Source organism: Olsenella sp. HMSC062G07, from assembly GCF_001811895.1.
Lineage (GTDB): Bacteria > Actinomycetota > Coriobacteriia > Coriobacteriales > Atopobiaceae > Olsenella_F > Olsenella_F massiliensis.
On record NZ_KV806951.1, the window covers coordinates 774877 to 787875 of the forward strand.

Below are 12999 nucleotides of genomic sequence, written 5' to 3' on the forward strand. Positions count from 1 at the left end.
AGGGCGGCGTCCTAAACCGCTAGACGAACGGGCCATGCAGGCACTCCAAGGGCACATGGCTGAGCCGGAGAGAATCGAACTCCCACTGACGGAACCAGAATCCGCTGTCCTACCGTTAGACGACGGCTCAAGAACGTGTCCTGCGCGTGAGCGCAAGCAAGAACTATACGTCATGAGCGGAATGCGTGCAAGCCAGAAGGCCAAAGAACTTTGTGCCATGGGAGAATTTGTGACGAATCGCGGCGCTTGCGCAGAAAGGGGAGGCGCGCGGCGAGGCGAGCGGTTCCGCCTCAAGACGCGGACGTCCACTACGGTACACTGAGGGGCACGACGCTGGCGGGCACGGGCCCCGAGGGCCTCCGTGGCCTCATGGGCGTCGCGACGCACGGATGGAGCAGGATGTCAGACGCTTCGGACGAGACAAGGAAGCCCAAGGTCGTCGTCAGGGTCTCGGCGCCCCACGTGCCCCCGCGGGCCGAGGGCGCGCCCCCCTCGGCGCTCGACGAGGGGGGCGAGCGCGACAGAAAGGCGCGAAAGGGCGCGCTCTTCCTCTGTGCCGTCGTGGGCCTCTACGTGGTATTCCTCGTCGTCTCAGGTCAGATGGCGACCTTTCTGGCGGCGCTCTCGTCCGTTGACGTCGGCTGGGTGCTCAAGGCGGCGGGATGCTACTGCCTCTACTTCGCCCTCGGCGTCCTGGCGTACGTGATCGCCGTCTACCTTGATCACGACTCGCCCGTCGGCGTGCGCGACCTCGTGAGCGTCGAGGCGTCAGGCATCTTCTTCGGCAACCTCACTCCCATGATGGCCGGCGCGGTCCCCTCGCAGATCTTCCGCCTCACGCGCACGGGGCTGGACGTGGGCGAGGCCAGCGCCACCGAGTTCACGCGGTTCATCATGTTCCAGCTGGGCGTCGTGCTCTTTGCGGCCCTCATGCTCGTGGCGCGGCTCTCGTACTTCTTCGCGACCTTCGGAGACATTATCATCCTCAACCTCGTGGTCTTCGGCGTCCACTTCCTGGAGCTCGCCGGGCTCTTCTTCGTGTGCCTCTGCCCCGGTTTCGTGTCCCGCGTCGGCGGGCGCGTCATCGACGCGCTCGACAGGCGTGGCTGGCTCAAGGACCGCGCGCACTGGGACGAGGTGGTCAACGTCCAGGTGAGGGAGTTCTCGTCCGCGTTCATGCGCGCCGCCCGGGACGTTCCCGACATGCTGCTCACGCTGTTGGTGACCATGCTTCAGCTTGCGTTCCTCTACATGATCCCCTGGTTCGTTCTGCGCGCCTTCGGCCAGGACGCCGACTTCATCGACTGCCTCGCCTCCGCCTCCATGGTCCAGATGGTGGCGTCGGCGGTGCCGCTGCCGGGCGGCACGGGCGGTGCCGAGGGAGGCTTCGTGATGTTCTACGGCATACATTTTGGCGCCGCGACCACGGCCGGGTTCCTCATCTGGCGCATCGTGACCTTCTTTGGCCCCACCCTGATCGCGGCTCCGCTCATGAGCCTGCGCTCGCAGGCGGGAGGGCCCAGCATATATCGGCGCGTGCAGCGGCTCCGCCAGCGGCTGGCCGCGCTGGCGTCCAGGCGGCGCCGCGACCATGGCGCCGTGGTGCTCGGGGGCAGCAAGCTCAAGGGCCGCCTGCCCCGTCAGAAGTCGCCTGAGCGAATGCCTGACGGCGCCGAGCGCGGCCCAAGGTGACGGAAGGCGCATGGAGGCAGGTAAGACGCTGCGCGACCTGCGGCCGAACGAGGTGGCGACGGTCGTGCGGGTGGGTGGCGACGGCGCGCTGCGCCAGCATTTTCTGGACATGGGCATCATACCCGGCACCCGGGTGCGCTTCGTCAAGCGGGCGCCTCTCGGCGACCCCCTGGAATTTCTCCTGCACGGCTATGAGCTCACGCTGCGCGCGGCAGATGCCGGACGCATCGAGGTCTCTGCCGTGGCTGCGACGAGCATGTCGGGACGCGCGTCGTCGAGCCTGGGACCGGCCCCTGGCCTAACCAGGCATCCCGGTCTGGGGGAGAGCGGGCGCAGCCGCGACGAGGACGTGCGCACGAGCGACCACACCCATGCGCTCTCCGCGACGACGAGGCTGACCTTTGCGCTCGCCGGCAACCAGAACTGCGGTAAGACGACCCTGTTCAACCAGCTCACGGGAGCAAATCAGCACGTGGGCAACTTTCCGGGCGTCACGGTGGACCGCAAGAGCGGGCCCATCCGGTCATGCGACGGCGCCGAGGTCGTGGACCTGCCCGGGATCTACTCCATGAGCCCCTACAGCGCGGAGGAGCTGGTGAGCCGTCGCTTCATCCTGGACGAGCGCCCTGAGGGCATCATCAACATCGTCGACTCCACGAACATCGACCGAAACCTCTACCTCACGATGCAGCTGATGGAGCTTGACCGACCGCTGGTGCTCGCCCTCAACATGATGGACGAGCTTCAGGGCAACGGTGGCTCGGTTGACGTCAATCGCCTGGAGGATCTGCTCGGCATCCCCGTGGTGCCCATCGCCGCCATTCGCGGCGAGGGCGTCGAGGAGCTCGTGAGCCATGCCCTGCACGTCGCCCGCTACCAGGAGCGCCCGGGCAGGCAGGACTTCTGCTCGCCCGCCGACCACGGCGGCGCGGTTCATCGCTGCCTCCATGCGGTCATGCATCTCGTTCAGGACCACGCCGAGCGTGCTGGCGTGCCCCTGCGCTTTGCGGCCACGAAGCTCGTCGAGGGTGACGCGCTGGTGGAAGAGAAGCTCGCTCTCGGTGCCGGCGAGCGACAGGCCATCGAGGCGATCGCGCGCAACATGGAGGCGGAGCGCGGGCTTGACCGCGCCGCCGCGATCGCCGACATGCGCTATTCCTTCATCGAGCGCGTCGTCGCCCAGTGCGTCGTGAAGCCGCGCGTCAGCAGGGAGCGGACGAGGAGCGCGGCCATCGATCGCGTGCTGACGGGACGCTGGACGGCCGTGCCCGCCTTCGCGCTCATCATGCTGTCCGTCTTCGTCCTCACCTTTGACGTGGTGGGCCCCTTCCTGAGCGGCCTCGTCGAGGGTCTAGTGGGCTGGGCGACGAGCGCCGTGGCCGCCGGTCTCGTCGCTCTGGGCGCCGGCCCCGTCACGCGCTCCCTGGTCATGGACGGCGTCTTGAGCGCCGTCGGCACCATCCTGCCCATCGCGCCCGTCATCGTAACGATGTTCCTCTTCCTGTCTTTGCTGGAGGACACCGGCTACATGGCGCGCGTCGCCTTCGTGATGGACAAGCCCCTGCGCAGGCTTGGGCTGTCAGGCCGCTCCATCGTGCCTCTGCTGGTGGGGTTCGGCTGCTCGGTCCCGGCGGTCATGGCGACGCGGACCCTGCCCTCCGAGCGCGACCGCAAGCTCACCGTCCTGCTCGTGCCGTTCATGAGCTGCTCGACCAAGCTGACCATCTACGCGTACGTCGCCGCCGCGTTCTTCCCGGGCTACGGCGGGCTCGTGATGTGCTCGCTCTACGCGCTGGGAATCCTGGCGGGGATCGTCACGGCGCTCGTGTGCCACGCGACGGTGGCTCGGGACGAGGCGGTCCCCTTCGTCATGGAGCTGCCCAACTATCGCATGCCCAGCATCCGTAGCATGGTCCAGCTCGTGTGGGACAAGACCCGCGACTTTCTGGGGCGGGCCTTCTCGGTGGTGTTCGTGGCGGCCGTGGCCATCTGGGTGCTCCAGACCTTTGGTCCCGACCTGTCGATGGTGGCGGACCCCAGGGACTCCATCCTGGCCCTCCTCGCCAGCTGGATGAGCCCCGTCTTTGCCCCTCTCGGCTTTGCCGACTGGCGCATCGTCACGTCGCTCATCGCCGGCTTCATGGCAAAGGAGGTCGTCGTCTCGACGCTTGGCGTGCTCTTCGGAACGACGGCAGGGCTCGCCGCCGCGCTCACGCCCGCGGCCGCCCTGGCACTGCTGACGTTTTGCCTGCTCTACACGCCGTGCGTGGCGGCCATCGCCTCGATCAGGCGCGAGTTGGGCGGGCGCTGGGCCTTGGGCGTCGTGGCGTTCCAATGCGCCGTCGCCTGGCTCGTCGCCCTGCTCGTGCGCCTGCGGGCCTTGGGCTCGGCCTCGGCTGAGGCGCCCTGGCATGACGGGAGGCGCCGCCTCGCGCCCTAGCGGGAGAGCGGGAGGGCGCGCCTGAGGCGGCCCAGCGTGAGCGCGCGGCCCAGCAGCTCGAGGGACGCCCCGAGCGGCGGCGAGACCTGGTTGCCGCAGACGGCCACGCGCAGCGCGCCGTAGAACTTGCGCTTGGTGGTGCCGAGGCGCTCGGGAAGGGGCTCAAGGGCGGCGTCGAGGGACGCCGCGTCCCAGGCGTCGTCTCCCAGCGCCCCCAGCGCCTCCAGCGCGGCCTCGAGGCTGGCGCGCGCCCCCTCCTTCGTGAGGTTCCTGGCGACGGACGCCTCGTCAAGCTCAAGGTCGTCGCCCGCGTAGAGGAAGCGGGCCTTCTCGACCACGTCGGGCGCGAGCGTGCAGCGCGGCTTCAGGACTGACGAGAGGAGGTCAAACCAGGCGGGTCGGGCCTCGTAGGCCTCCCTGACGCGCGGGCCCTCAAGGCCCGCCGCCACGAGCTGGGGCACGAGCACCTGCCTGGAGAAGGTCTCGTCGCTCATGGCCTGGAGGTACTGTCCCTGCACCCAGTCGAGCTTCTTGGGGTCGAAGGTCGCCGGGTTCTTGGACACGTGGTCGAGGCTGAAGGTGGAGGCCAGGACGTCGCGCGGGACGATGGTCGTGTCGCCGTCAAGCGACCAGCCAAGAAGGGCCAGGTAGTTGACGAAGGCGTCGGAGAGGTAGCCGGCGTCGCGGTACTCCTCGACGTTGGTCGCGCCGTGGCGCTTGGAGAGCTTCTTGCCGTCGGCGCCCAGGATCATCGAGATGTGCGCGAAGGTGGGCACGGGCGCGCCCAGCGCCTCGTAGACCATGACCTGGCGCGGGGTGTTGGACAGGTGGTCGTCTCCGCGTATGACGTGCGTGATGCCCATGAGGGCGTCATCGACGACGGTGGCGAAGTTGTAGGTGGGGGTGCCGTCGGAGCGGAAGATGACGAAGTCGTCAAGCTCGCGGGCGTTGAAGGTCACGTCGCCGTGGACGGCGTCGTGCACCACGACATCGCCGCGGTCAAGCGGCACCTTGATGCGCAGGACGTAGGGCTCGCCGGCGTCAACGCGGCGTCGGGCCTCGGCGGGGTCGATGTCGCGGCAGCGGCGCTGGTAGCCCTGGAAGGGGTCCTTGCGCTCCTGGGCGGCCTTCTTGTCGGCGGCGAGCTGCTCGGGCGTGCAGAAGCAGGGGTAGGCGCGGCCCTCGTCCCAGAGCCTCTGGGCGGCCTGGCGGTAGAGGTCGAGCCGCTCGGTCTGCTTGTAGGGGCCAACGTCGCCGCCGACCTCGGGGCCCTCGTCCCAGTCAAGGCCGAGCCAACGTAGGGCGCGCAGGATGACCTGGGTGTTCTCCTCGGTGGAGCGGGTGGGGTCGGTGTCGTCGATGCGCAGGATGAAGACGCCGTCGTTCGCGCGGGCGAACGCCCAGTTGTAGATGGCCGTGCGGGCGCCGCCCACATGGAGCTTGCCGGTGGGGGAGGGCGCGAAACGAACGCGGACGTGCTTGTCTGACATGGGGTCTCCTCAAGTCAGGTGGTCATGATTCACATACGCCATAAGTATACGGCGAGAGTGGCCCATCCGCCCGTCGAGGACGCACTTCTTGCTACATCAGCTTCGTGGACTCGAGCTTCTTCTCGCCCCACTCGTTCAGCCGCATGACCGGATTGCGAAGAACGAGGCCCAGCAGCAGCGCCGGCGCGAGGTAGGCCGCGAGCGTGGTGAGCTCGACCCAGAAGTCGCCGTCGTAGATGCCGAACATCGCCGCGCGCATGGCGTTCTCGGCGTGGACGAACGGCAGGAAGGGGTAGGCCGCCTGGAAGAAGCCCCTGGGGAGCATCTGCACCGGGAAGGTGCCGCCCGAGCCCGCGACCTGCATGACCATGAGCACGACGGCGATGGCCTTGCCCACGTCGCCGAAGCTCGCCGTGAGCGCGTAGATGACGTTCACGAACACGAGCGACGCAATGAGCCCCGCGAGCACGAAGAGCGCGGGGTGCGCGCACTGCACGCCCAGGAAGAGCAGGTTGCCGAGCAGGATGAGGATCGACTGTAAAAACCCTATGACCACGAAGAACACGAGGCGCCCGAAGTAGGAGTGACGCGGACGGGCGCCCGTCTCGCGAACGGCGTCCTCGCTCGGGTTGCACTTGACGAGCGCCGCGAGCACGACGCCGCCGATCCAGATGGCGAGCGTGGTGTAGAACGGCGTCATCGCGCTGCCGTTGTTCTCGACGGGGTAGATCGCCTGGCGGTCAACGCGCACGGGCTTCGAGACGAAGTCGCCGAGGGCGGCCGAGCCGCCGGAGAGAATGGCGCGAATCGCGTCCGTGTCGCCAAGGGCAAGCGCGTCCTTGAGAGAGCCGTTGAGCTTGCCGAGCCGCGCGGCGGCGGCGTCGAGCGAGTCGGCGGCGGTCGTGACGCCGGCCCTGGCGCTCGCGAGCTTTCCGGCGGCCGTGCGGGTGGTGCCGTTCACGGAGTCGAGCGTCATCTGGATGGAGGAGCCGATGGCGTCGGCGTCTGTCGCGGCCGTGTCGATCTTACGGGCGAGTGACGTCAGGCTGTCCTTGAGGTCGCCCTCGAAATTGCCCCTGACCTGCGTGATGCCGTCCTCGGCAGCGTCGACGAGCTCCTCGAGCCGCCGCTTTGACGTGGCAGCGTCGCTGCCGGCGCTCCCGATGTCGCCCGCGGTCTTGCGCAGGCCGTCGGAGAGGTCCTGCAGGGAGGCGCGCAGGCTTTCCACGCTGCTGTTCAGGCCGTCGATGGTCACGTAGGCGGCATAGACGTCGTCGCGCTCGACGCCGACGCGACCGCTCGAGCCCGCCGCGACGCCGTTGTCCCATGACTCGTACCAGGTGCGTGCCAGGGTGTCGGAGTCGCCGAGGGCCGCACGGAGCTTGTCGAGCTCGACGATCTGGTCGTCTACGGCGCTCGCGGCGGACTCGAGCGCGGTCTTCGAGGACCCTGCGGCCGAGCCAGCCTGGTCGAAGGCGGCGTCGATTGACGTTTTCACGTCATCCATGCTCGCCTGGCTGCGCCCGAGCACCGAGTTCACGGAGTCGGTCGCGCCGCCCACCGCGTCGCCGAGCGTGCGGACGTTGCCCGCAGTGTCGCGCAGCGCGGCGCCCACGCCAACCGTCACCGCGACGGAGTCGCTCGCACCCGACGCGCCGTCGCCAAGGAGCGTCGCCGTCGAGTCGAGGACGCTCGCGAGTCCGCGCGTGTTCGCGGCCGCGTCGGCGAGGCTCGTCTGGGCGTCTCCCACGGCAGCGCTCAGCTTGCCGGTGAGCTCGACGATCCTGTCGTCGTCAAGGTAGCTCGTCAGCTCCTCGAGCGCGACCGCGCTCACGTTGGTCACGGACTTAGCGAAGGACTCGTCGATGTCCTGTCGGACGGCGGTCGAGGCCTTGTCGGTCACGATCCGGGCGATGGGGTTGGCCTTCTCGTTCTGGTAGAAGAGCACCGTCGGCTTGGTGGACGAGCTGGAGAGCACGCTCATCATGTTGGTCGTGAAGTCGCGAGGAAACACGATGGCCGCGTAGTACTCGCCGCTCCGAACGCCCTCGACGGCCTGTTCCTCGGTCGTCACGGTGTAGCCGATGGAGGTTGACTCGGCGAGCGACGAGGTCATGCGCTCGCCCATGTTGAGCGTGACGGGGACGAGGTCGCCCGTGTAGCCGACGTCGGCGTTGGCGACGGCCACCTTGAGGTTCCTGGTGTTGCCGTAGGGGTCCCAGCTGCCGGCGATATTGAACCAGGCGTAGAAGCTCGGCACCACGATCATGCCGACGCAGACGACGAGGCTGATGACGTTGGCGAAGACGTGCTTGGCGTCCCTCTTCACAAATGCCAGGAAGGGCCGCATCACTCATCGCCTCCTCTCTGGTCCTGTCCGCGCACGGTCGTGGCCTTCTCGGCGGCCCGCGCGGTCGCGCCGACGGCGGGCTTAGATGCGCCTTTCCCCACGGCGAGGCGCATCCTCTCGATGGGTGCGAACGCGAGGAACTCGGCCTTGAGCTCGTCGTCGAGCAGCTCGAAGAGCTCGTCTCTGCTCATGTTGGAGAGGTGCGTCTTGTCGATCACGCGCTCGTGCAGGTACTCGCAGACGATCAGAAACGCGCAGATGGCCACGAGCGACAGAACCCACAGCACGAGCATGGCAAACTTGGCCTCGGTCGCGAACATGAGGGCAAGAAGGACGAGCGGCACCACGACGAGGGCGGCAAATCCGCGGCGTACGAGCACCGGGTAGCGCAGCTCGAAGTTGGCGGCGCCGGCGAGGAAGGTCGCGCGGTAGCTGTCGGAGTCCATGATTGCCTTGACGATGGTGGCCAGGCGGAACTGGCTCCTCATGCCGGTGTGCTCGGTGATCATCATGTCCGTCTCGCCGAGCTTGCGGTCGAAGAGGTTGTTGATGTTCAGCAGATGTCTGCGCGCCGTCACGCCGACAAGCAGAGCGGGAATCAGGTAGGCAAGAAGCATGAGCAGGTTGCGGGCGTAGTAGTTGGCGTAGAAGCCCGCGATTGCCTCGCGCATGGCGTTGATGCCGTAGGTGAAGGGAAGCCACGGCATCAGCGTCTGGAAGAAGCCCGGCTGCATCTGAATCGGGTAGAGGCCCGAGGCGCCGGGAATCTGGAGCACGACGATGAGGACCCCGAGCGCCTTGCCGACGTGCTTGAAGGCGACCGAGAGCGCGTAGATGAGGAAGACGTACACGAAGCTCTCGACCATGCCGGCGACGACGAACGCGGCGGGGGAGGCGCACTGGATGCCGAGCGCGATGTCGCCCAGGCAGCAGATCGCGGCCTGAACCTGACCGAGGAGGTTGAGCAGCAGCCAGCGGCCGAAGAAGCCTTGCCAAGGCCTGAAGTCGCCGACGCCCTCGCGGTCGACCTCGAGCTTGTAGACGGCCACGAGGACGAAGCCGCCGACCCACAGGGCGAGGTTCGTGTAGAAGGGCGTCACGCCGCTGCCGTAGTTCTCGACGGGGTAGACGGGCATGCTGACGAGCTGGGCGGGCGAGCCGAGGAAGTCGCCGACGCTCTCGGCGTCGAGGTCGAGGGCGTCCTTGATGCCGTCGAAGCTCTCGGCGGACTCGACGGCCGCGACGTCGGCCGAGATGGACGAGATCCTGTCGGAGGCGCCGCGCATGGAGTCCGCGGTCGTCGAAAGGGAGATCGAGCACTGGTCGAGGATGCCGTCGAGCTCAAGCAGGGCGCTGTCGGCCTGCGCGAGCATTGCGGGCAGCGACAGGACCGTGCCCGCGAGCGTGCCGCCGGTGTTCGAGAAGCCGTCGAGCGCCTCATTGAGCTGCGGAATCGTCGTGGCGGCGAGGTCGTTCTGCAGGTCGGCGAGGGCGCCGGTGGTCTCGCTGACGGCGCTGCCCACCGAGTTGGAAAGCCCGCTGACGCCGCTTGTCGCGTCCTTGAGGCTGTCGGAGATCTGCTGGAGCCTGTCCAAGGCCCGTCTCTGCGAATCGGAGAGCTCGGCGGTGAGCGCAAGGCTTGCGTCGACCTTGGTCGTGAGCTGCGTGGCGTATTCGTTGCCGGCGGCCGTCACAGTGTAGGTGCGGACGCGCTCGAGGCCGGTCCGGACGTTCGTTGTGGCGCCGTCGAGCGCGCGAACCTGGGCGATGGCGGCGTCGATGCGGCCCTGGGCCCAGCCCACGTCGCCCGCGATGCGACCGACGTCGTAGCTGGCGGTGGAGCTCACGGAGTCGATGGTGGCGGCGCCGGTCAAAAGGGCGCCGTTGAGCTGCGCGGCAAAGGTGTTCGCCTTGGTGCGCGTGCCCGCGAGGGCGTCGAGGCTCGACGAGAGGCCCTCGCCGAGGCCGCCGCACGTTTCGTTGACCTGCGAGAGCGCGTCGCGTGCGGAGGCGACGGTGCCGCGGGCGCCCGCGATGGAGCCTTGTGCGCCGTCGATGTCGCCGGCGAGGTCCTTGAGCTTCGCGGAGGCGTCGGCGAGGTCGCCGGCGGCGGCGTCGCGCGCGCCGTCGAGCCCGGCGGCGGTGCGACCGGCGAAGCCTTTGAGCCTCTCGGTAACGGTCTTGCCCACGACGTTGACGAACTCGTTGGAGATTTGGCTCTCCAGAGCGGTCGATCCCGCGTCGGTGACCTTGGGGGCGACGGCGTTGGCCTTCTCGTTCACGTAGTAGGCGACGCGGGCCTTCTCGACGTCGCCGTGGAGCACGTCGGAGAGGCGTTCCGTGAAGTCTTCGGGGATTAAGAAGGCGGCGAAGTACCTGCCGGACGCCACGCCCCGTCTGGCCTCGTCCTCGTCGTCGACGAAGGTCCAGCCGAGCTGGGTGTTCTCCTCGAGGCGTTCGCGAATCATGTCGCCGGCGTTGACGTGGCCGAGGTCCCCGATGTCGGCGCCCCTGTCCTCGACGGTCACGGCGACGGGCACCGTGGAGGTGTTCTCGTAGGGGTCCCAGTTGGCCAGGATGTTGAGCCACGCGTAGAGCGAGGGGATGATGGCCACGCCGATCGCGATCATGATGGCGACGGGGTTTTTGAGCAGCCGCCTGAGGTCGCGGACAAAAATCTGCCATACCTTGCGCACGGACGCCCCTTCCTGCCTTGCCGAGCCGTGTTACCGCACGTGGCCGTGTGCGATGCCGCGTGTGACAAGGTATGAATGTAGCCATTTCGAACGCTGTTTAAAACCGTTGGAGTTCAACTTTTTTGAAATGCTCTCAAATTTCTTAGACCGTAACTGTGCGATGCTAGAGCCCTGTGCGGAGGGAGTGGTCATGTATGGGCATCCTTAACGACCGCGACGTCGCGATCGACATAGGGAGGGGCGTGCGCCGCGTGCGCGCGGCCCGCGAGGGGGTGACGACCGCCGTCCAGGACCGTCTGCGCGCCAGGGCCAAGACGCGCAAGTCCGCGGCCACCCGCGAGAGGATCATGGCCGCCGCGGGCGAGCTCATGTCCGAGCACAACGGCACCGACTTCCAGATGAGCGAGGTCAGCGCCAGATGTCGTCTGTCCAAGGGCTCCCTCTACTATTACTTCTCCGACAAGGACGCGCTTGTGGAGGCCATCTTCGACCGTGAGGTCGACGAGCTTGTGGCCCGCGTCGAGTCGGCCGTCGCCGACGCGCCGTCGGCGCTCACGTCGATCAGGGGGCTCGTCGGCGTGCTCGCCTCGAGCATGCTGCCCCAAAGCCCGCTGGCGCTCGCCGTCACGCGCGAGCTGATCGGGGCAAGGAAGGCCGTTCTGCCCGCCGTCGAGTCCCGCCTCACCCGAATCATCGACATCTTCGAGGCGCAGGTCGACCGGGCCAAGGTCGAGGGCCTCGCGCGTTCTGACATCGACTCGCGCCTGTGCGCCGTCTCCATCGCGGGCGCCTTCACCTTCGGCATCTTCGAGGGCTCGGCAGGAAAAGACGGCGGGCAGCGTGCGAGCCTCCCCGACCAGCTGGTCGACCTTCTCGTTTGCGGCATGGGCTCCAAGGCCGCCATCGAGGGCTTCAAGGCCGACAAGGCGCGCCGCACGGGCGGGGCCGGCGCCGCCTTGGTTTAGCGCGCACGCTTCTTGGGTATTCGTTGCGTGCGATCGTCGGGCGCCTGACCTGCCCGGCAAGGATTGGTGACTGCTGAGGAAAGGAAGCGCACGCATGTCACAGAAGAGTTACTACTTTACCTCCGAGAGCGTTACCGAAGGGCACCCCGACAAGATATGCGACCAGGTGAGCGACGCCATCCTCGACGCCATCCTGGCCAAGGAGGCCGAGCTTGAGGCAGATGGCTACGTCGCGCCCGACGGCGTCCCCGCCAAGCTCGAGAACGTCCGCTGCGCCTGCGAGACCTTCGTCACCACCGGAACCGTGATCGTGGCCGGCGAGGTGCGCACGCAGGCGTACGTGGACGTGCAGACCATCGTCCGGGACACCCTGCGCCGCATAGGCTACGACCGGGCCAAGTATGGCTTTGACTGCGAGACCTGCGGCGTCATCAACATGATTCACGAGCAGTCCCCCGACATAGCGCAGGGCGTCGACGGCACCTTCGCCCGGGCGGGCGATGCCGACGAGGCCGAGCGCATCGGCGCCGGCGACCAGGGCATGATGTTCGGCTACGCCACCGACGAGACGGACGTGCTCATGCCCATGCCCATCTATCTCGCGCAGCGCCTCGCCGCCCGCCTCGCGCAGGTGCGCAAGGACGGGACGCTGGGCTATCTGCGACCCGACGGCAAGACTCAGGTGACGGTGCGCTACGAGGACGGCAGGCCCGTCGCGGTCACGGCCATCGTCATCTCCACCCAGCACGACCCGACGACGGAGCTCCCCCAGATTCGCGACGATATGGTGGCGCACGTCATCCGTCCGGTCCTGGACGAGGTTGGCATCGCCTGGGAGTCCGCCACGCTCTACGTGAATCCTACCGGCCGCTTCGTCGTCGGTGGCCCCATGGGCGACACCGGCCTCACCGGTCGCAAGATCATCGTGGACACCTACGGCGGCATGGGCCGTCACGGCGGCGGCGCCTTCAGCGGCAAGGATGCGACGAAGGTCGATCGCTCGGCCGCCTACGCCGCGCGCTGGGTGGCCAAGAACATCGTCGCGGCGGGACTGGCGCGCCGCTGCGAGGTGCAGCTCGCCTACGCCATCGGCATCGCCAGGCCCCTTTCGGTCATGGTCGACAGCTTCGGCACCGCGACCGTGGACGACGAGGTCCTCGCCGCCGCAATCGTCAAGGTCTTCGACCTGCGTCCCGGCGCCATCATCCGCGACCTTGGGCTGCGACGTCCCATCTTTGAGAAGACGGCGGCCTACGGTCACTTTGGACGCCAAGACCCCGACTTCAGCTGGGAAAAGACCAACCGCGTCCGTGAGCTCAGAAAGGCCGTCCGGACCCTCGTCGGCTAGCGGGCGACAGGGTCGAGG

Annotated in this window: 7 protein-coding genes and 1 tRNA gene; 4 read left to right on the forward strand and 4 right to left on the reverse strand. The window is 67.8% G+C overall.

Annotation, left to right across the window (positions count from 1 at the left end):
• Positions 1–56: 56 nt before the first annotated feature.
• Positions 57–130: transfer RNA gene (locus HMPREF2826_RS06640), tRNA-Gln, on the reverse strand.
• A gap of 269 nt (positions 131–399) precedes the next feature.
• Here HMPREF2826_RS06640 and HMPREF2826_RS06645 point away from each other — a divergent pair.
• Together HMPREF2826_RS06645 and feoB are read left to right on the forward strand one after the other, a co-directional pair.
• Positions 400–1692, forward strand: a complete 1293-nt coding sequence (locus HMPREF2826_RS06645; protein ID WP_070640396.1) for a lysylphosphatidylglycerol synthase transmembrane domain-containing protein — start codon at positions 400–402, stop codon at positions 1690–1692.
• 10 nt (positions 1693–1702) lie between these two features.
• Positions 1703–4132 carry a ferrous iron transport protein B gene (feoB, locus tag HMPREF2826_RS06650; RefSeq protein WP_070640398.1) on the forward strand — a complete coding sequence of 810 codons (2430 nt, stop codon included), beginning with the start codon at positions 1703–1705 and terminating at the stop codon, positions 4130–4132.
• Here the strand turns inward: feoB and gltX are convergent.
• The 3 genes from gltX to HMPREF2826_RS06665 all read right to left on the reverse strand — a co-directional run bounded on the left by gltX (position 4129) and on the right by HMPREF2826_RS06665 (position 10668).
• On the reverse strand, positions 4129–5622 hold the full coding sequence (gene gltX / locus HMPREF2826_RS06655; protein ID WP_070640400.1) for a glutamate--tRNA ligase: 1494 nt from the start codon (positions 5620–5622) through the stop codon (positions 4129–4131). The two genes, feoB and gltX, sit on opposite strands and share 4 nt — an antisense overlap.
• Before the next feature lie 91 nt (positions 5623–5713).
• Positions 5714–7972 (reverse strand): YhgE/Pip domain-containing protein, encoded by a 2259-nt coding sequence (locus tag HMPREF2826_RS06660; RefSeq protein ID WP_070640402.1) that lies wholly within the window; start codon positions 7970–7972, stop codon positions 5714–5716.
• Positions 7972–10668: a YhgE/Pip domain-containing protein gene (locus HMPREF2826_RS06665; RefSeq protein WP_070640404.1), complete on the reverse strand. Its 2697-nt coding sequence runs from the start codon at positions 10666–10668 to the stop codon at positions 7972–7974. Before HMPREF2826_RS06665 ends, HMPREF2826_RS06660 begins: the two co-directional genes overlap by 1 nt.
• Before the next feature lie 194 nt (positions 10669–10862).
• On the opposite strand from HMPREF2826_RS06665, the gene HMPREF2826_RS06670 reads away from it, so the two are divergent.
• On the forward strand, positions 10863–11633 hold the full coding sequence (locus HMPREF2826_RS06670; protein ID WP_070640406.1) for a TetR/AcrR family transcriptional regulator: 771 nt from the start codon (positions 10863–10865) through the stop codon (positions 11631–11633).
• A gap of 94 nt (positions 11634–11727) precedes the next feature.
• Entirely contained in the window at positions 11728–12981 is a 1254-nt protein-coding gene (gene metK, locus HMPREF2826_RS06675) for a methionine adenosyltransferase (RefSeq protein WP_070640408.1), read from the forward strand.
• The last annotated feature ends 18 nt before the right edge of the window (positions 12982–12999 follow it).